The organism is Paenibacillus sp. FSL H7-0331 (genome assembly GCF_001956045.1).
The window spans coordinates 147,076-168,018 of record NZ_MRTH01000003.1 but is presented as its reverse complement, the minus strand read 5'-3'; the positions used below and the strand labels follow the sequence as shown (position 1 = coordinate 168,018).

The 20,943-nt window shown below is 46.9% G+C and carries 18 protein-coding genes; 2 read left to right on the top strand and 16 right to left on the bottom strand.

Features of this window, described 5'->3' with window-relative positions; genetic code table 11:
• Positions 1-20: 20 nt before the first annotated feature.
• The 9 genes from BK127_RS05585 to BK127_RS05545 form a co-directional block, all read right to left on the bottom strand.
• Positions 21-905 carry a sugar phosphate isomerase/epimerase family protein gene (locus tag BK127_RS05585; protein ID WP_076229022.1) on the bottom strand — a complete coding sequence of 295 codons (885 nt, stop codon included), beginning with the start codon at positions 903-905 and terminating at the stop codon, positions 21-23.
• A 36-nt stretch (positions 906-941) separates the two neighbouring features.
• A complete protein-coding gene (locus tag BK127_RS05580) occupies positions 942-2,168 on the bottom strand; it encodes an ABC transporter substrate-binding protein (protein ID WP_076229275.1) in 1,227 nt (408 codons plus the stop codon).
• A gap of 38 nt (positions 2,169-2,206) precedes the next feature.
• On the bottom strand, positions 2,207-3,424 hold the full coding sequence (locus BK127_RS05575; RefSeq protein ID WP_076229021.1) for an ABC transporter substrate-binding protein: 1,218 nt from the start codon (positions 3,422-3,424) through the stop codon (positions 2,207-2,209).
• Between the two features lie 34 nt (positions 3,425-3,458).
• Positions 3,459-4,685: an ABC transporter substrate-binding protein gene (locus BK127_RS05570; RefSeq protein WP_076229020.1), complete on the bottom strand. Its 1,227-nt coding sequence runs from the start codon at positions 4,683-4,685 to the stop codon at positions 3,459-3,461.
• Positions 4,686-4,754: 69 nt separating this feature from the next.
• Positions 4,755-5,636 (bottom strand): protein-tyrosine phosphatase family protein, encoded by an 882-nt coding sequence (locus tag BK127_RS05565; RefSeq protein WP_076229019.1) that lies wholly within the window; start codon positions 5,634-5,636, stop codon positions 4,755-4,757.
• A gap of 103 nt (positions 5,637-5,739) precedes the next feature.
• Positions 5,740-6,759, bottom strand: a complete 1,020-nt coding sequence (locus tag BK127_RS05560) for a LacI family DNA-binding transcriptional regulator (protein WP_179097388.1) — start codon at positions 6,757-6,759, stop codon at positions 5,740-5,742.
• A gap of 126 nt (positions 6,760-6,885) precedes the next feature.
• Complete coding sequence (locus tag BK127_RS05555) at positions 6,886-8,247, bottom strand: sulfatase family protein (RefSeq protein WP_076229017.1); 1,362 nt, start codon at positions 8,245-8,247, stop codon at positions 6,886-6,888.
• A 214-nt stretch (positions 8,248-8,461) separates the two neighbouring features.
• Positions 8,462-9,454 (bottom strand): metallophosphoesterase family protein, encoded by a 993-nt coding sequence (locus BK127_RS05550; protein ID WP_076229016.1) that lies wholly within the window; start codon positions 9,452-9,454, stop codon positions 8,462-8,464.
• Positions 9,455-9,584: 130 nt separating this feature from the next.
• Positions 9,585-10,784 carry an MFS transporter gene (locus BK127_RS05545; RefSeq protein ID WP_076229015.1) on the bottom strand — a complete coding sequence of 400 codons (1,200 nt, stop codon included), beginning with the start codon at positions 10,782-10,784 and terminating at the stop codon, positions 9,585-9,587.
• A gap of 179 nt (positions 10,785-10,963) precedes the next feature.
• Here BK127_RS05545 and BK127_RS05540 point away from each other — a divergent pair, with 179 nt between their 5' ends.
• Together BK127_RS05540 and BK127_RS05535 are read left to right on the top strand one after the other, a co-directional pair.
• Positions 10,964-11,818: a polysaccharide deacetylase family protein gene (locus BK127_RS05540; RefSeq protein WP_083689085.1), complete on the top strand. Its 855-nt coding sequence runs from the start codon at positions 10,964-10,966 to the stop codon at positions 11,816-11,818.
• A gap of 21 nt (positions 11,819-11,839) precedes the next feature.
• The gene (locus BK127_RS05535; protein WP_076229014.1) at positions 11,840-13,120 is read left to right on the top strand and encodes an MFS transporter; all 1,281 of its coding nucleotides are present in this window, start codon (positions 11,840-11,842) and stop codon (positions 13,118-13,120) included.
• A gap of 81 nt (positions 13,121-13,201) precedes the next feature.
• Here the strand turns inward: BK127_RS05535 and BK127_RS05530 are convergent, their stop codons facing one another.
• From BK127_RS05530 to BK127_RS05500, 7 genes are all read right to left on the bottom strand, one after another.
• A complete protein-coding gene (locus BK127_RS05530) occupies positions 13,202-14,107 on the bottom strand; it encodes an amidoligase family protein (RefSeq protein ID WP_076229013.1) in 906 nt (301 codons plus the stop codon).
• 116 nt (positions 14,108-14,223) lie between these two features.
• A complete protein-coding gene (locus tag BK127_RS05525) occupies positions 14,224-14,778 on the bottom strand; it encodes an SLOG family protein (RefSeq protein ID WP_076229012.1) in 555 nt (184 codons plus the stop codon).
• A 110-nt stretch (positions 14,779-14,888) separates the two neighbouring features.
• Positions 14,889-15,827 carry a U32 family peptidase gene (locus BK127_RS05520; RefSeq protein ID WP_076229011.1) on the bottom strand — a complete coding sequence of 313 codons (939 nt, stop codon included), beginning with the start codon at positions 15,825-15,827 and terminating at the stop codon, positions 14,889-14,891.
• 54 nt (positions 15,828-15,881) lie between these two features.
• Positions 15,882-18,068, bottom strand: coding sequence for a dihydroxy-acid dehydratase domain-containing protein (locus BK127_RS05515; RefSeq protein ID WP_076229273.1), 2,187 nt, complete (start codon positions 18,066-18,068; stop codon positions 15,882-15,884).
• Positions 18,069-18,158: 90 nt separating this feature from the next.
• Positions 18,159-18,908, bottom strand: a complete 750-nt coding sequence (locus tag BK127_RS05510) for a FadR/GntR family transcriptional regulator (RefSeq protein WP_256711204.1) — start codon at positions 18,906-18,908, stop codon at positions 18,159-18,161.
• A gap of 141 nt (positions 18,909-19,049) precedes the next feature.
• Positions 19,050-19,592, bottom strand: a complete 543-nt coding sequence (locus tag BK127_RS05505) for an FmdE family protein (protein WP_076229009.1) — start codon at positions 19,590-19,592, stop codon at positions 19,050-19,052.
• Between the two features lie 250 nt (positions 19,593-19,842).
• Entirely contained in the window at positions 19,843-20,802 is a 960-nt protein-coding gene (locus BK127_RS05500; protein ID WP_076229008.1) for a helix-turn-helix transcriptional regulator, read from the bottom strand.
• Positions 20,803-20,943: the final 141 nt, after the last annotated feature.

The window sequence follows — 20,943 nt, the reverse complement described above, 5'->3', positions numbered from 1 at the left end:
TGGGCTGATCCTATGTCGTCTCATGATGTGGCCTCTTTCAATCTGTGGACAGATGCCAGCACATGCTCACCGAGAGATTGATCCTGATCAAATTTGTTCATGGTCAGCTCCAGATTGTACAAGCCTGAGTAACCGACCCGCTGAAGGGCATTCACGTACAGCTCCAGAGGCAAGCTCCTGCGGTCTGTCAAAGGATTGTGAGTTCCCGTTGCTCCAAGTCCATGAATATGCGTGTGGATAACCTTTTCCAGAAAAGCATCCCGCGGAAGCTGCTCCAGATAGGTTTCCGGCGGAAGCTTCAGACCATGCGTATCCATTAAATTGGAATAAAAATGCCCCATATCCCACGTAATGCCTACATGTGGACTATTCACTTCTGCAACAATCCGCAGCACACCGTCTATCGAATCACCCGGGTCTACCTTGCTTGACTTCTTGCGGTTATTTTCCACAGCAATTCGTAGAGGAAGCTGCTCGGCATCGATTATCGCCACCCATTCATGCAGCAGCTTGACGGTTTGCTGATGCAGTTCCTCTTCGACACCAGTTTTGGCGTCAAAAGCATGAAGTGCCATGGTCAAACCTGTTTGGTATTTATGGAAATTGGATAATACGTAGCTCATCGACGGATAATTCTCAGCAAAACGACTGCCCGCAAAATCTCCCGCCACATGCCCATGAATCGACAGTTGCAAGCCAGCATTCCAGATTAACTGGATCACTTCCCGATAAGCCGATTCATCGGCACCGCGAGGAAGAATGCGAACCTCAATCGAACCCACACCTGCGGTCTTTAAAACATCCAGCAGCTTCTCTACGTTGTCATAATGCGCAATCAGGTCATTCGTGCTGTCCTTGCTTGCCTTGCCCAAAAATACGGGGGCCTGAATTGAAAATCCCAGCATATTCCTTCATCCCATCTCTCTTGGTTTTTGATCTTCTTATTGATTCTTGATCCAAAAGTTCACAACATCCTGATATACCTTATAAAATTTCTCACTATCGTACTGCCATACGTTCAGCTCATTAATATTTTTGCTATTCTTATGCTGAACATCGGCGCGTGTCATCCAGGAGCCTACCTCGTTAAACGGTACCGTTCCTTCACCCTTGCCGTCGGCCTCACCAGCCATCCAGCGGACCAGCAGCTTCGCAGCATTAGGATGCGGTGCCTTGTTGCCTACAAAAAGCAGCCCTTCATCCACCACAGACAGCTTTGGCTTCAAATCCCATATAATGTCTGCCTTCAAGCCTTTTTCCGACATTTTCCGAATATCGCCGGATACCCCGATAAATACAGGTGCTGGCTTGTTAGGTGCCGCTTTTCCAACTGCATCTTGACCGTCCCCACTGCTTTTGACCAATATCACGTTCTTATAGAATTGCTGCAAAAATTCATAGCCTGCGTTTTTGGTGCCATTCAGCACGATATCTTTGCCGAACTTTTCTTTGTACGCCTTGGCCATATCCTCCGAGTTGACCACAAAGGCAACGAACATATCCATCTGGGCAGGCGACTGGAGCGGATCAACCATCAACACTCTGTTTTTCCATTCCGATGTGGTCAGGTCCCACCAGTTGCTGACAGGAGGTGTTTTATTTTGCTCGGTGTTATAGAACAACGTACGGAATTCGAAGTAGGGCACGAAGGCGATCCCTTCGCTTTTGTAAGGTTCAAGAATTTTGGCTGCGATGTCACTTGGCAAATACTTGAACAGCATACCCTTCTTCACCAGCTCCTCTTCAATCGCCCCGCCTACTTCTTTCGTTAAAACGAGATCGGCATTAAAAATTCCGGCTGCCTGCTCGCGAATGACCTTATCCATAATGACATTGGATTTCAAATCGAACGTCTCGACATCAATGCCTGGATATTTCTTTTCAAAAGTTTTTTTAACGTCGTTGATTCTGCCTGAGGTGGAGTATACCGACACTTTCCCTTCCTTCTTGGCCTTTTCGTACAATTCTTCGACCGTTTCTGTTTTGTACAAGCCGGCGCTTTCTGCCCATGCCGATTTGGGAGCTGCTGCGGAAGCTGTGGGGGCTGCAGAGGCTGCTGCGCCTCCGGTCGTTTTTTCATTGTTGACTACGGGAGCTGTATTACTGCAGGCGGCTAGTGCGATGGTGAAAGTCATTAATATGGGAAGAGCATTTCTTGTTATCTTCATGAAATTATCCCTGCTTTCCTTTTTTTCATCCTTAACCCTCACTGCATCTTCAGCCAAAACTCACGAAACTTCACAAAATTTTTATAAAAATAATCTGAGTCATAATTCCATACCTTCAACTTGTCGATTGACGGTTGATCGGTCCGGCCATTATCCGTCCGGGTTGACCAGGAGCCCATGACATTAAAGGGCTTGAAGCCATCGGATTTACCATCCGCTTCGCCTGCCATATAACGAATCATTAATTTGGCTGCATTCACGCTCGGCGCTTTATCAGCAACATACAGGTACGAAGGACCGACAACCGAAATTTTCGGCAATACATCATACGTAGCCGCAATACTGAGCTTTTTTTCAATGACATCTCTTAATTTACTGGATGCCCCGATCCCGATTGGCGGCTTTCCCTGCGTCGAGACACCAACGGCTTCCACAACCTCATCGCTGGATTTCATCAAGACAGGATCATTTTTGAGAAAACGTTTAATAAATTCATACGAGGCGTTTTCCGTTCCCTCCAGTACAATATCCTTGCCGAATTTCTCCTTATAGGCCTGCTTCATCTCATCCGAATGCTGGATCATGGCCAAAAACAAGTCCATCATATCCGCAGAGTCTATCGGGTCATTCATCAGCACCTTGCCCTTCCACTCCGGCATTGTCAGGTCCCACCAGTTCGTAACTGGCGATGTTTTATATACATCCGTATTGTAGAAGATTGCCCGCAAGCTAAAGTAAGGCACCAAGCCACTGCTGTTGCTTTTATAAGGCTCAACCATTTTCTCGGACAGATCCTTGGGAATGTATTTATGCACCAGCTTTTTCGTTGTCAGCTCGGTCGTTACCGCTCCGCTGGCATCCTTGACGAATATCACATCCGCGTTATAAATACCGGCTGTCTGCTCGCGAATGACTTTTTCCACGATATCATTCGTTGACATATTAAACGCTTCCACTTTGATGCCTGGATACTTGGCTTCGAATGTCGCCTTTACATCCTTAATGCGGCTGGATTGCGAGTAAACAACGACCTTGCCTTCCTGCTTTGCTTTACTGTACAGCTCATCGACCGTTTCCGTCTTGTTCAAGCCGTTGGTCTCAGCCCATGTAACTGCCGCGCTGACATCGGTTTTTGCTGAAGATTTATTGGCTGTATCTGCTGCTTTGGTGTCTGTAGACTTGGAGTTACAAGCAGTAAGCGCTATCATTAAGGATAAAGCAATCAAGCATGAGCCATAAGACTTTCGCTTTTTCATGTATACCTTACCTCCGATTGATTAACGAACCGATTTACTGCTGCTTCAACCAAAAATCACGTAATTTTGGAGAATTCTCATAAAAGAATACCGGATCGTACTTCCACACATTGAGCTTTGCCAACGGCAATTCCTCAACAGGTGTAACATCGGACCTTGTCGGCCACGATCCTGATAGATTAAACGGCTTCAAGCCTGCTGACTTGCCATCCGCTTCCCCGGCCATCCAGCGTATTAACAGCTTGGCTGCGTTGGGATGCTTCGATTGGTCGCCGATATACAAAAGCGCCTGCTCAACCTGCGATACCTTGGGCTTGACGTCATACGAAACACCGAGCTTGAGTCCCTGGCTTTGTCCTTCCCTAAGCTTGGTGGAAACCGCTAAACCGATTGGTGGCTTGGCCTGACCTGTCTTACCGACCGCTTTTACAATATCTCCACCGGAGTTGGTCAAAATCAGATCATTTTTGGACAATCGTTTAATAAATTCATAGCCGGCATTAGGGGAGCCGTTTAATTCAATTTCCTTGCCGAATTTCTCTTTGTAAGCCTGCTTCATGTCATCGGCATTTTGAATCATCGCCAGGAACAGGTCCATCGTATCCGCTGATTTCATCGGGTCGCTCAGCATGACTCTGCTTTTCCATTCCGGTGTTGTCAGGTCCCACCAATTCGTTACAGGCGGTGTCTTGTATACATCCGTGTTATAGAAAATCCCTCTGACTTCGACGTAAGGCACCAAGCCTTCGACTTGACTCTTGTAGGGCTCTGGCATTTTGGATACCAGATCGACCGGCATATACTTATGCACGATCCCTTTCTTCAACAGCTCCAACGTGAACGTACCACCCGTATCCTTCGTAAAAACTACGTCAGCATTGTAGATGCCTGCGCCGTGCTCCCTGATCAGCTTCTCCAGCATATCGACGGAGCTGACATTGTACGCTTCAACCTTAACACCGGGATATTTGGCCTCAAACGAATCCTTCGTATCGCTGATCCGGCTTGACATGGAGTAGATGACTACCGAGCCTTCTTCCTTGGCCTTGGCGTACAGTTCATCTGCCGTTTCTGTTTTGTTAAGCCCAACTTTTTCCGCCCAAGCGGACGCTGTGCTTGTCTGGCCTCCCGCCGCACCTTTGTCAGAGCCACTTGCTGCTGGATTCGCTGTATTGGAGCCACATGCACTTACCATCAATACCGTACTGCACAGCATCACAGCTACAGCCGATTTGACCGTGAATCTCTTTTTCAAATTCATTGTACTACCCTCCTTTTGGGGTTAAGCGCTTAATCTAAATGTATTTATAATTCCATATAATAGGCTCTATCAGGAATTCGTTTCCTCAAGCCACTGTGACCACGATTTATCAAATTGATTACCGATATGCTCTGAACAATACGTATAAAATGACTTTATGAATGCCAAGCGTTCCAATGCTGCGCCATACTTATAGGTTTCACTGGGATCCATTCTTTGAAAATCCCTGCCACCGATCAGAACTTGGCGTTGTATTATAGTATCGAAGTCTACCGTGTCGGCATTCCTCAGCATATCGTACATACAGAAGAAGGAACTGGCTCTCCCAACCCCGCCTCTGCAATGAAAATGCAGCCATACATCCTTGGGCAATGTCTTCACCCACTCCACATAACGATCAACTTCCGCATCGGAAGGACGGTGATGATCCGTAACGAAAAATCGCTTGTAGCCTACCCCCTCTTGCTCTGCCAGCTGCGCTTCACTCATAATCAGCTTGGGCTCGTGGACAGGTCCTCCGATATCCACTGATTTCCCTTTTACCTGGTCAAAGGTGATGGAAGGCTGCACCCTCAAATCGTCCAGCAGCTGCTGCTCCTTGGAGAGCACTTCCTCATTACTCATCCCTTTGTTAGCTCCATTATGCAGGCCAAACCAGTTAACAGCCATACCATTAACAAATCCATGATTCTCCTGACGCAAGTCAACAAGTATAATTGGAACGTCGCCAATGCTCTTTTTCATCGTTTGCAGCTGTCGTTGGGAATATTGACCACTTGCGGACGCTTTCAATTCAGTAAAACCTTGCAGGTCAGGAAGCACGCTATCTTCTCCGCTGATCTCTGATGTACACATCCGAAATCTTTTGGGCAAATCGTCCTTATCATTATCCCTTTCTACAACTAAATAAACGCCAGTTTCTTCTGCTTGCACATTAGTATGTTCAGGCACGAGCATTCTCCTCTCATGAATGTATTTCTTCTGAATCCATCAACCCAGCTGCAAGTAAGCGTTCTCATTTTGAGAAAATGATTGGGTGCCCATTGGCACCTTTTTATCTTGTGCGGACGATTTGAGCTTCCGAGCAGGTTTGCCGGATAACCAGATTTGTATCCAATAAAATGGATTCCGCTGTCAATTCGTTGGATAGCAGCATCTCCATAAGCAGCTCTGCTGCTTTCCTTCCCATTTCCTTACGAGGCTGGGCAACCGTGCTAAGCTTAATCCAATGCAGGTTCGCTACCTCAAGATTATCGAAGCCAATAACACTGATCTGTCCGGGAACGGAAATGTTATGCTCAGCCAGCCACTCCAATGCGCCGATTCCAAGCAAATCGTTAGCTGCGAAAACGGCTGTCATTGATGGGTATTTGTCCATTAAACTGTCCATTGCACGGTACCCGCACTGCATGGTCCTTCCATCGAAGGTCACACCTCTCGGATCAGCTTCAAGACCACGCCTGTTCAAGCTGTCCATGTAACCACGATATCTTTCTTTACCTGTGAAGGAATATTTCGGCATCCCTATAAACCCGATTTGATTATGGCCCAGTGAAAACAAGTAGTCCATTGCATTGCAGGCACCTTTGTAATGGTCGACATCGACAAAAGGCACATTCAAGCCCTGCGGAGGTCTTCTGCGAAGAAACACAACAGGTATCTTCAAGCGATGCAGCAGTTCAATAGCCTCTTCATCAAGAAAATCCGGGGTTACAATGATACCATCCATCTTTCGCTCCAATACGCTGATCAGAAATCTTTTCTCTTTCTCAGGACGTCTGGACGTATTCACGTAGACCACTTGATAACCACTATCTGACAATACTTCTTCTACATCATGCGCCATTGCCGAAAAGAAAGGGTCCGTGATGTCGGGGATCATTAATCCGATCGTATTCGATTTTCGCTGGATTAAGCTTCTAGCTACAGCGTTAGGTGTATAGTTGAAGCGCTTCATCGCGTCAAGCACTTCCTGCTTCGTCTCCTGACGTATATCAGGGTGATTATTTAATGCTCTGGATACGGTAGAGACGGAAATCCCCAGCTCTTTTGCTATGTCTTTTATCGTCGGCATCATCATTCACTTCCTTTTCGGTAACGTTTCCGGTAACGTTACCGAAATTGTAAAACAGAACCCCGTATTTGTCAATTAAAACTTGATTTGCATTTACACATAAGCTGTACGGACTTATAATTCCTCTCAAAATGGATGGGTTCGGGCCGGCAGCGTATTCTCTGTTTCCATAAGCCTCTGCAGCAGCTGCCAAATCAGCTCGGCCTGAATATCCTTATAATCGGGCTCGCCCCATACATTGTTCAATTGCAGCGGATCTTTATTCAGATCATACAATACGCCCTCCTGCCGGCTGCTCCACAGAGTTAAGCGGTAATCCTTGCTGCGATATGTTTTTTCAAAAACTTCGGTCGTATTTATGCGTGAAACCTCCATATTGATTTCTACCAAGGCGAAGGGTGTACGTTCTTCATCCAACTCCCCCCTCAGTAAGGGCAGCAAGGATCGGGCCTGCATCGATTGCGGCTTCATGCTGTTCGTTAAGTCGCAGATGGTCGGAGCCAGATCGAACAGTTGGACAACATCTTCAATAACGCGAGATTTCCCTTTCATATCCGGAGTTCGAATTACCATTGGAATTCGTATGCTTTCATCCTCCGATCTGCCCTTGCCCCAACGGCCCCAATCACCGAGAAATTCTCCGTGATCGCTTGATAGCATCACCGCTGTATGCTCAGCAAGTCCGGATTCGTCCAAATAATGAAGCAATCTTCCGATACAATCATCAACATGGGATACCAAAGCATAATAAGCAGCTTTTTTGCTGCGTATAGTGTCTTCGTTCTCTGGAGTAATCTCACAGTTTCTGGGTAAAGACAGGCTGTAAGGATCATATTTATCGGCCCAATCCGAAGGTACGATAAAAGGTGAATGGGGATCAAAAAAGCTCGCCCACAGCATAAAAGGCGTACCGCCATGCTCTCGTAAAAATTCGATCGAGGTGTCACTCACCCATCTGCTGTGTGAGGCTTTAGCCGGAAAGCTGCCTTCAGAGGACATATGATCCGTTCCATTTCTTACTCTCGAAGCACCAGGTTCAATTCGAACAGCCTTGGCATATTCAGGATAGTGCCTTTCCACCCATTGGGTATAGGGATCCCGATAGGTCCCTCGCTCATCGGTTACCTGTAGCGTGCGATAGCCGTAGCTGGGATGCGGGGAAGTATGATCACGATAAGTATGATTTTGCACATGCAGCTTGCCAATATGCGCAGTATGATAGCCACGCTGACTTAATATCTGGGGAAAGGTCACTTCCTGCTCTGATAGCCGCACACCGCCTCCCCGAACACCATGTGCATGTGGGAATCTTCCCGTCAGCAGCGATGATCGGGCTGGCATACAGGCTGGCGCATTCGTAAATGCATGAGTGAAACGAGCTCCTTGGCTGCTGAGCCGATCGATATGCGGAGTTTCAATTTCATGATTGCCGGAGCAGGATATGGCATCCCAGCGCAGTTGATCAACTGTTATAAGCAATATATTCATGGTGACTCTGCAACCACCTTTCATATGAGCGAAGTGCAGCTTTACACACTCATCTCGGAAGCAATAGCTCAGTACTTAACTGGGTTGAAATATGTAGAAACATATAATTGGTAACGTTACCGGAAACGTTACCAAAATCGTAAACCAAATTCCCTTTTTTGTCAATTTACTTTTATTCGTTATTTTACCCACGCGTTTTATGATTTGCTAGTAGTTACTCCTCACCTTTTTCACTTTTTTCAACCGCTGCTCCCAATGAACGCTTACCGAAACGGTCTATGCCTTCAGGAAGATGCACAGGCACTTCGCTCAGCACACTACCGTCATCCAGACGCTGCCAAGTTTCAAAGCTGCGTTCTCCTTCGTGAAGCCTGATTACCCGAGCTCCCCTTGGGAAATCCTCAGGAGCTTTGCCGCTGAACCCGCTCAGTCGTGAATAACAAAGCCGAATGCCATGCAAATCTCCATAAAAATCATTGAGATGGTCATGCCCGACAAAGGTACCCATCACATCGCCCATTTCTACCATAGCTGCAAACAAGCCTGAATTGATTCGTGGACTGTCTATGCCTTTGTTCTGGCTTCCGTAGCAAATCCGAAAATCCCATATTTCGTTGTATTCGGGAAGTGGAATATGAAAAAAAGCCAACGCAGGCAGCGGACTACCGCCATTCCTCTCGGTCATTGCCGCTGATTGTTTCTGGTACCAATCAATCTGATTTCGGTGGACCCATGTCGCACCTCCAAAAGGCATCTTCGTCTTGGCACCCGTATCGAGCAAATACAGCAGCGCGCACATGGCCTCAGACCGACTTCCACGGATAGGCAGCACATAATTGGATAAGCCCTGAATATGTGAGGGTCCAGTCTCGAACAAGCTGTTAGGAAGCTGCTGTAAAATATCAACCAGCTGAGCAGGCTCCACCTCCGCCTCCAATTCGTGATTGCCAAATACAAACGCCCACGGTACGCCGCTATCGCATATCGCTGATAACGCCTGTCTGAATGCGCTCAAAGGCTGAGGGGTTTCTTTCTTGTGAATGACATCACCGGTTATGACGATAAGGTCCGGCTTTTCTGTCGCAATAACCTCACGTATTAAGGCATCCGTGCGCCAATCGTTAGCGCTTCCATCCTTCCAGTGGATATCGGTAAACTGAACGATGGTAAAGCTTCCATCTTGTCGAAATTGCAGCTGTGTAGACATGATTGTTTCCTCCTTAAAGTTTTGAGTAGCAAAACTGACTTCGCAAGATTCCAGATCCAAGTCCGGTGAATAAGTCTCCGCTATGTGGTCAAGGTGTTCCTCCGATTGCTGTTGACTCCAGATTTTCAGATTATTTCGTAAGCTGAACGCCACTCCTTTCCTTGAAAAAGCACATGCCACCCGTCACCAGAACTGAAACTGCGAGACATAGGCTCCACGGCAGCAGCGGCATGCCTCTGGCTTGCCCTATATCATAGAACCAGCCGCCAAGACTCGTACTGAGTGCTCCCCCAAGTGCCATCGAATACCCGTTAAAACCATAATAGGAGGCAATGAGCCGGGGTGGAGCAAACATTTGCACCACATCCAGCATCAGGGGAGCAGAGATCATCGTGCCGAGAGCAAATAACACAGAGGCTATACAGAGCATCAGCAGTCCCTTCGATAAGCCAAACAACATGAGCCCGATTCCCATCAGCAGAGCGCCCAAGCCAATCAAAATAAATCGGTTTGGATAGCGCTCAAAATAACGGGTGACAGCCAATTGAAAGCATATAACGGCTCCTGAAACCGTACCATAGACATAAGCGACACTGGAAGGATCTCCAGTAACGGATACCGCAAGCCTCGGAATGGTGAGGAATAGCTGCATATATAAATAAAAATAGCCGATCAAAATAAGGGTATAGCCAACAAACGGCGCATCTCTGAGAATACTGCCGATATCCTTACGAAAATGACTTTTTGTGATTTCAATGTCCAAAGCGGGCAGCACCATATAGATATATATAGCTAGAAACAAAAATACCGAACCCGCAAAAATCCCCAGATAATGAAAATCAACTGAAAGCAGCATGCTGCCCATTAACGTAGAGGCGATGATGCCGATATTAACAATCATATTTTTTAACGAAAAAAGCTGCTTACGATGAGCCTCAGGCGCTAATCTGGCAAAGGCAGCCTGGATCGCAGGCTCAAAGAGGGCTCCACCCAAGCCGGCGACTATAGCGGCAGCAAAAAAATGCCACGGGTACAGACTAACCGCAAAAGCCATAAATCCAATGGATCGAACAGCCAGACCCAGAACCATCGTTTGCTTGCAGCCCCACCGATCAGCCATTAGTCCTCCCATAAAGGTCATGCCCTGCTGGGAAAATTGACGCACGCCGAGCATAACACCCGTTAGTGCCATCGACCACATCAAGCTGCCTGTCAGGTATAGCGTCAAATAGGGAATTAGTGCATAAAAGCCCATGTTCATCATAAAAATCGTCACATACAGCATCTTAATCTCTCGTGGTGCAATCGCCCATATTTGAAACAATGTCATACGCGGATTCCATTCCTTTCCCAAAGCCTGTTCCAGAATGGTAGAACCATCTATTATCCATATGCTAGCAATCTTTCTAGCAATGAACAACTATTATCTGAGTTTTTATTTTAGTAAACGACATTTTTCTCCAAATCTATTATAATGGTAATATAAGGCTTAAGAAAGAAGATGATTTCATGCAACCTAAGATTATTGCCATAATTATGCTCACGCTCTTGCTCGTACTTACCAGCTGTGGACACCCTGTTGATCCTGCTCCAACTGCTACGGTTCCGGCACCCATCGCGGAAAATCAGCCTATTGAAGGGCCAACACCTGTCTCCGCATCAGCACCGACACCCACGCAAGCGCCTGTTGTCATTGGCCCAGCACTATCCGTTAGCCAGGCCTACAACATTAAGGAGCACGTGACATATTCTGGTGCCCGCAGCAACCAAAAGAAGGTAGTAGCCCTTACTTTTGACGATGGACCTGATACGAAGTATACGGATCAAATTCTCAATCTATTAAAAAAACAAAATATAACAGCAACCTTCTTCGTCATAGGAGAGCATGCTGCTGCTCACAAAGACGTCATGAAGCGAATCATTAGCGCTGGACATGAGATTGGCAATCATTCATGGAGTCATTCAGACCTGACCAAGCTCGATGAGCAGCAATTGGAGGCGGAAATTGACAAAACCGATGAAATCATCCAAAGCTTAACGAATCAGCCAACAACATTACTCCGCCCTCCTTATGGAGCTTTAACGCAGCAGGTGGTCGAATACGCGGAAAAATCGCACAAAATTGTTAACTGGTCGGTGGATTCCAGAGATTGGGAGGGTATTTCCACGGAACGGATATTGCAAAATATAAAAAAAGAAGTGAAGCCCGGCGCGATTATATTACAGCATTCGGCTGGTGGTAAAAATGGTAATCTGTCCAACACGGTCCAGGCGCTGCCGCAAATCATTGCTTATCTAAAAGAACACGGCTATCAATTCGTGACGGTCTCTAACCTGATTTCACAGAACGTGCCTACCCAATAACAAAGGAATCCAGGTGACTTGATGAAAGCTGAATACAAGGTTCTGCGGAATAATATTCATAATAATCTGTGGAACGGAATTGCCTGGTCAATCGGATTCAATTGCGTGACTCCTTTCATTGCCGTGCTTGCTGCCCGTTTAGGCGCCACGAACAATGATTATGCCTTGCTTTCTTCCATTCCTGCCTTGTTTACCATTTTGCTTGTTATACCAGCTTCCATTATTATCGGGCGCTTTCATAAGCAAAAGCGGATCATTGCCAGTATAATCATGATCTGCCGTTTGTTTTATTTTTTGTTAATATTCGTCCCCTACATGGGTGTGTCCTCCATAACGGCATTGATTTTATTGGTTAGCCTCTACAATGCCACCAATTCGGTTATTGCCGTAGCATGGCAATCGATGATGGGCGAGATTATTCCCGCCAGCTACCGCAACAAGGTATTTGCACAGCGTAACATGTGGACGGGATTGTGCGGATGCCTGGTTGCTTTTATTGCAGGCTGGGGCATCGATAGTCTTACTTATCCTTTTGGCTATCAGGTAGCCTTCTCCGTTGGCTTCGTATTTGCCTTCGTTGAAACGTGGTATTTCATGAGACTTCGCATACCCAGTGAAGAAATCATTCCCCACAATCAAATTATTGAACAGATCGTCCCGGATAAACAGAGTCTTCAGTCCAATAGCTGGATCGAACGGTATAAGCTGAACCAGGGAAGAACCTACTATTTGTTCTGTGGAAGCGCGATTGTTTATATATTTGCCTGGCAGGCCGCTTGGCCGATCTACGCCAAAATCAAAGCGGATACACTGCTCGCCACCAATACGATGATCAGCATCGACGTCATTGCAGGGGCACTTGGCGCCCTGCTTGGCTATCGCTTATTTGCCCGTTATGCCGATCGCAGAGGTACTGCCTGGACCGTATTTGTCTCAGCATTGGTGCTTGGACTTACCCCTTACTTCTGGCTGCATGCCCCCAATATGAATTGGGTCTATCTGTATGATTTTATAGGTGGGATTGCAACAGCCGGCTTTCAGCAATCGGTCTTTAATCGGCTGCTAGAAATTGTCCCCGAGCAGGGTCGACAAAGAGGCATCGCGATTTATACGACGTTATCGCAGATTTCAGCTATATTTGCTCCAATTGTTGGTATGAAGCTGTTTACTGTCGTTAATTATGACGCGAGTATGACCTTAATAGGCACCTTCCGTGTGCTTGGCTCCTTATGCTTTCTGCTGATCGTCACACCCAGGCTTATGCGCTGGGCAGGTGCCGGCAGAGCAAAAAGTGTGGAATAAGCGAGCCGCTATAGGTATCCAAAAGAAAGGACCCATTCGTCTTTATTGCGAATGGGTCTGATTTTTTACCATTTATTCACATTATAAGATTTTGCGGATAAGCTTCCACCCCTCCGCAGGTGGTTGAACAACATATTTGGACAGCTTGCCCCCATTGTTTTCTATCGCCATTAGAATCCCGTCAGCTACAGGCAGCACATGATGGATTTCCCCATCCGGTACAAGTTCATTGGCAAGAGTAGTTAATGCGGGAATCATCGCTTCGTCAAGCCATGTTCTTTCTAGATACCATCTTGGAGGCGGAATAGGTGCCGGATAACCCTTAACAGGAGCTTCGAGTTCAATTGCCAAGCTGTGGGGATCGCGAGAAAGCTTACGGTCAGCACCTACCGCTGCCACGAACCTTAAATAAAGCTCAATCGTATTGAGGATCTCCTCATAATTCATCGTACCGTTAGCATAACGAATTTCCACAGTGCCGATATCAAACCAAGCTGCTGTATTGATTCCAGAGCGATGAGATTGTGGACGTCCCCGATGGCGAACTGCCTTTGGACCCGGATTTACAACAAACTCACTTCGCATCTCCGAAGTAAGCGAAGGGCAATACAGCAGCCGATGCTCGCTGGTACTCACTATTTCTTGAATAGCTTGTTGATACAGCAGCGCTGCGTCGATTAGCGGCAGCACAATGTCTTCTCCCCATGGTTCCAAACCAATATGAACATGAAAACCACAGCTCCAATTTACTGTAGCACCTTGTTCCTGCAACCGGTTCAACATGATTCGTATTTGATCTCTATCCTCCCACAGGATCGGTGGTGGTTTAAGTTCACTGCCTGACTCAGATCCTGTCTCGTCTATCTGAAGTTCATCCAAGGATATAACCCAATCAGGTAAAAGCTCCAGGCCTTCCGGATTACCACCTACAAACTCAATCTCAATGCCAAATTTCAGGGCTTTCCAATCCACAGATTTAGGCCACATCGCTGTCATCCTCTCCTTATCTTATTGAACAGGTTACAATAATATATAGAAGAAGAGGTGGACCACGAGATTAACGGGGAATTTTTTCTTTAAACATCGCCATTCCTCCTGACTTTTTAATCATAGCGATTCTGTTCATCCTCTGCGATACTTTGCAAGTCAAATGCTGTAATTGTATAAAGTGTATACGCATTGGTTTTTGCCGCCTGGTTTAATGCCTGTTCCCTCATATATTTGGGCGAGCCTTCGGTTTCTTCATCATAAAGCAGTATCATACCATCGGAATTACGCAGCAAGAACCTGTTTTTTTCCTTAAACTGCCACGGTCCCTCGTACTTGGTTTTCGTTACACTATTGACATAATCGGCGTGCTGCAGCACATGATTATAAATTTCTTTTTTGTCATCGCTCCACTTTTCCTCTTGCTCCAAAAATGGGGTGATTACTGCCAACTGCAGATTGGGATGCTGCTGCTTGAGCTCAATCACCGCTTCAGCGGCCCACACCTCTACACCCCATTGACCACTAACGATGACCCACTCCAGACCTTCGTCCATTAATGCCGTCACTTGTTTGGCAATCGCTTTCTTGATAATGGCAATTCCCGGATGCTTCTGCGAAAAGATACCCAGCTCCGTTGCCTTGTACCCTGTTATGAGCACCCTTTTCATGGCTTCCACACTTCCTTATCTAAGGGTCTTCTCCACAAAACGCAAACCACAATTTGCCGGTCAGACTCCTATTAACACCTTAGCATAAAGAAGGTAACAATGAAAAGACTCTACGGCCTGGGGGGAATCGGAATTCCCAAATCTGCTGCACCGAGCTCGGAGGTTATCAAATCCGGTGCATACTGCTTAAGCAGCTCAAGGCCCATATAAGCCCGCCGAACACGCTCCCGGCATAAATTAATGTTAATCTGCTCCAGATGCTGCCCGCTCGGGTATACATCCGGATGATTACGCAGACCAAATTTGATATATACCGGTGATAACACACGAATGAATTCCGGTATCTCATAATGACGAATAAATCCACCCAAGCCGTCCGGTGCTTCCACGTAGAGATCCAGCGGGATATCGACAGCCGGACGGATTGAGGCCAGCTTGGGCAGTGTCAATGCGGTAGGTAAATTGTACGTATCTGCACCAATATCCTCCATCAGCTTGATCGAAACCGGATTCGCTGCCATCATTTGCACCGATACTTTGACGACAAAATCCGCTGCGATTAATCCCTGCTTTTTCATTTCTTTGGTCAGCAGCAGCAAGCCCTCATCTGCGACCAACGCACCACGTACTCCCAAACGGTTAGCCCGCTGTAAATCCTCCATAGCATAAACCAACTGATCTATACCCTCATGGCGCAGCGCTACGACCTTACCCGCAGGTGTTAGTGGCAGCGCGCTAATATCCCATGTTCCACGCGGTCCGACGAATAAGCTGAGTTCAACGCCGCGTGCTGCACAGAGCTCGACCATTTCAGAAATTTCCGCGTCGGTAAGCAGCATAATGCCACTCCCTTGAGATACGCGATGAATCACAATCCCGTAACGGTCCGCTTCCTCAAAAACGGTCTTTAACGCCTCCGGTCCTTCAACACTTGGAATTTCCACCCGATACTGCGCACCATCGGGAAATCGTTTTGGCGAATCCGGCAGGTCATAAGCCTCCCGCTCCAGAAAACCTAATGATTTTAATAACGCTCTCGATTTATCCATCTAATCACATTCCCTTCCCTTGCTGATTTATTCATTTACTTGCCTGGCCGCAACTTACTGATATTGCGCCTCTTGCGGCATCCTGCTGTGCGGCCACTTCATGTCCGCATCCAGTGCCACCCCCATCGGAACAACCCCTCGTGAAGCATCCGTACAGTCTCGCAGACGGTTAGATGCCGCTACCATCCGCTGTCGATGACGTAATCGATCCAGTCTTGCCATACCCAATTCCTTACGCTGCACATGAAGCTCTCCTTGAAAAAGCGCTACTTCTCCAGTAATGAAGGCTTCAGAATCAAGCAAATCAATTCTTTTGCTGCGGAACTGCAGATGGAGCAGATCTCCCTCCTGCATATACAGCAAGCCCCCCTCATGATAAGCCTCCGGAGTCACATGCCCAACCGCTGCTCCAAAGGTTACACCCGAATACCGTCCATCACTGATTAAAGTAGTCAGGCGTCTTAGCTTGCGGTCTGCATTGATATGCTGCATCGGCGTCATCATTTCCGGCATACCAAATGCCTCAGGCCCTTGTCCGGATATAATGACAGCCAACCTCAGCCATTCCTGCTGAATCATCTGATCAAACAGCTCATCATAATCCATGTCCTTCAGCTGATCCAGGGGAACCGCTGCGTTATGACAGGCCATTTGCCGCATATGCTCCAGACGGAATAACCTGCGCTTTTTCAATCCATCCAGCAGGTTCACATCCAGCAGATGATGATTAGCCTCCTCTTCATTTTCGTAATACAGCACAAATGCAATTCTTTGATCAAATAAATCCAGCTGCTTGGTCGGCATTCCGCTAATCTTCACGACTGCATTGTTAAAAAAGTTGCTGCTCAGCACATCGACACCGCTAAAGCTTCTTCTTGGTGTACTCAATATAATCTGATTTTCCTTGACGCCATCCGCACTTAGATTCGTTGTGTCTGACAACCGCTGCCGCCAGGTTTGGCCCGTTACTGTAGGTGCATCCAAATCCATGGGGACTCCATTGCGTGACAGCTCATAAATCAAAGTCTCCATGCCTCGGATTTGCCCTGAGCAGCACTGCTGCGCCAAGGTATAGATGTCTCTGCCCTCCGTCAGGCTGTAATCGAACAAATCGGGAATGGGATGTGAATTCACGATTGCCTCCAGATCACTCAAGCAAAAATCGTATCCAGCATAAATCATCGCACCGACAATATGCATCATCAGGTTCGTCGAGCCGCCTCCGGCGCTGTGCAGCTTGATCGTATTGCCAATATTCGCCCGTACCAATTCACTCACACTGCATTCCGGCAGCTGGATAATGGAAAATAATTGCTCAATCGCTTTGTCGACCTGTACCTGGGTAGGTGGCTCAATCAGCAGCTCCAGAACAGGGCTTACGATACCGAAGCCTGCGGTAATATCTCGCGAGCTGTTGCCCGTACCATGAAACGCACAAATACCGCCTGCGGAATCACAGGTATTAACGGCCAGTCTTTTTTCAAAATCAAGGTGCTGCTCTACCGTCATAAGCCCACGCTCCACAGCACGTTGAAACACGCCCTGAAAGGATGTATTGGAGGAGCATTGCAAAATATAGCTGACGGCCTCGCGGATATCGGCACCTATATCATCAAAACCTGCGGTGTCGGCCTGTGATGCCAGATCCGCCAGCTCCCGCTTCAAATCGTCAGGAATCGTACCGCCCTTCAACACATGGGAAGGACTAAAGGTTGCAAATACATGATGCTCCCCACGGTAACGGCGAACCCGATCCAAATGCGCAAGCCCGCTTAAAATACCGAGGGGCTGCTTATCGCAGCCCTGGATCACAAAGGCACCATGATAAGAATGCGCTTCCATTTGGTTGACGACGATTTCAGCTATTGCGTTGCGGCTTTGCAGCGAATACGACATTCCGATATTGTTCTGGGCCGTTCCGTCACAAAGCACCGGGGTGCTGAAATAAAAAGGCACACCGCCCTCCTGCCAAATTTTTAAAGCAGCCTTGAATACGGTCTCGTGATCCAAAATGTGCGCCGGATGGTCGGATGACCCACCAATGATGGCGATTCTCGGTGCATTATGCTCCAGACGATCGTATATATGTTCCAGCGTCCAATCAGGCTCACCGCCCCCATAATAACCATCAAGCCCCCGCCTGGCGCGATCCAACAGCCCTGCAACTGTTATCGGTTCATTGGCCTTTCCCTGCACATTGCCCTGATAGGAATTGGCCTTGTTCTGAATTGTTATTTTCATATCGCTTCCCCGTTTCCGAATCATCTACAAACAGATCCCTGACCCATGCATACAGAAAGCCTAAACTTTCAAGCTTTTTTAAGCTTTATGCTATCCTTCCAAGCTTTCCTTAAGCTTCATACTGTCCTGCTTCACATCCAGCAGGTGCGACCTCATCATGTCCTTCGCCAGCTGAACATTTCTCTGCTCGATCGCCAAGGCAATCAGCATATGAAAGTGCGCAGCTCTCTCTGCACTGCCTTTGATACGCGTAGTCTTTCTTCGGCTTTCCAATAGCAGCTCCGAGATTCCTTTCATGACACTGGCCATCACCACATTGGAGCAAGCCTCCGCAATATGATCATGAAAAGCAATGTCAGACGCAAAATAATCCTCACCTGAGGTCAAATCTGCGATCATTTGGGCCGCGGCGTCTTTAATATTGCGAATTTGCCCAGGTGAGCCTCTTTCTGCCGCAAGCGCAGCCATCTCAGGCTCCAGTACACAACGAAATTCCAGCAGGGAGAAGAGGTCCCCGACAGGAAGTGAGGTCAGATCGAGAGAGTTGTCCTGCCTCCAATGATTCCGGCTCCGTACAAACATTCCCCGACCATGCTCAATCAGCAAATAACCCTTATTTTCCAATATACGCAGCGCTTCCCTAACGGTAGAAACTCCGACCTGTAATTCCTTGGCCAATGCCGCCAAAGACGGCAGCTTCTCGCCCGCTTTCCACACCTCCTGATCGATGCGTTGTAACAATTCATTCAATATTTTCGTGCTCGCAAGCTCTTTCAACGTATTCACCAACTCATATGATATGTATATAAAGTTATAATAACACTTGAATTTCAAGTTCACAATATCCAATTAAAGCACAACTTATTTTAAAAATTAAAGGTGTCTTTCCCTATGCTGACTCCACGGGAAAGACACCTTATTAGACAAATAATGGCTCGAAGCTTATTGATGAAGCAAAACACAGATGACCCCAACATACAATCAGATTACTGAGCTAAGACGTTTTATTGTGAGCAATTCCTCTGTAGACATAGCCAATGCGCGTTCACATAGCTCCTTTTTCAGCTGGTCAAGACGCAGCTCATCGTTCTCCGTCCTCGTGCCGGCCCGGCCTTTTTCCAACAAATCATAAAACTCCAGAGGCAAGAATCCGTCGTTCAACGATATTTCCACGGAATCGCCCCCCGATATAGTAATAACAAACGTGTAGGATTGGGCACGGTGAGGATCGTACTGCGCTACAGGATAATTAACATCAACAGTTAAAGTTCCATGCGTCGTCGCTCTTGTCACATATTCGATCGCATCACGAAATCCTGGTCCTCCATGGCCCGACATGATGGTGATATCTTTTCTTAGAGGCGCCTGATCGCCGCATAATTCTTGAATCCCTGCCTGCAGCATTCGAAATGCGACAGCAATAGCCATTAAATATTGACCGCAATGATATTTCTCAATATCCTCAAACCTGATTTTTTTATGATGCTCACCTGTTCGTCCGTCCCGAATATGAATTTCCAACATTGCCGTTCCTCCTAAGTAATAGATATAGATTCTATTGATAATGATAATCAATTATGAATTTAGCATATCTTAGATTTATAAACAACTCTAATTTTATCTAAATGATATCAAATGATATTAAATTAACAAATATATTAGATATTTATTAATGTCATCAATTATTTACGCTGCCATCAACAAGCTAAAAAAGACACCTTCACCAAGCTGTTGCTTGTAAAGTGTCTCCTATGGAACTTGTGGGCTGGCTTCCCTAAGTTTCCAGCATAACCGTACCGGTTTGCGATATATCGGTTCCAGGTATAACACGTAATTCATTCAAAAAGGCCTTGGAATTTAAAATTTGCAGAAGCGCCTGGATCCACTCGCGATTGTGAGGTTTTTTTAACATCACGAGATCTACCCGCTCTTCGATCAATTTGACAAAATCCACATTATCCATCATCGCAGCCGTTTTCTCATGTCCAATCCCGATGTCCGCTTCACCTGAGGCAACTTTGGCTGCTACCCCGATCGGGTTCGACTCCTCTTGATCATACCCGATAAGCCGCTCCGACCGTATACCATGAAGGCACAGCTGCGCATCCAGCAGCACACGGGCCCCGACTCCTTTCTCACGATTCACCATCCGCAGGCCAGGACGCTTGAGATCTTTCCAGCCATGGAGATCAAGAGGATTTCCTTTGGCAACCAGAAATCCGCATGGTCTGGAAAGCAGATTGACAACAAGATAAGATGATCCGATAAATATTCTGCGAATGTAAGGCAGATTATACTCACCTGTCTCCCCATCCAGCAAATGCGTACTGACAACATCGCATTCGCCTCGGTACAAAGAGATCAGGCTGTCCAAGCTTCCCACATAAGCGCGTAACGGCCGAATTCCCATAACATTTTTCTCAATATGCCTGGCTAAAATGTCGATACTGATATCCTGGCCTGTGATGACGATGGTACGCATACCGTTGGCAGCAGCCACCGCTGGATAAGATGGAGAGCGATCCGCAGGACGATCCGTAAAATCCTCTTGAGGGTTCGGTGATACACCTTTCTCACGTTTCTTGTAAGCGTCAAGGTCAGCAGCATCTACCCGCATTTGTTTGCCCACTCGATACGAAACCAGATCACCTTTCTTAATCAAATCATAGACGGTGACCTTGGAAATCCTCAAAAGCCTGGCGATTTCCTCGACTGTGTAAGACATTTCGGACATTTAAATCCTCCTTGCAGCGTTTCGTTATTTCTTAGTATTGTAGCACAAAATACGAATACTGCCCTTTTACTGTCCTGAACAATTTTCTGAAATCCAAACGACGAAAAAGCAAAGTCTTCTATTCCACTTTTGAGCGGTATA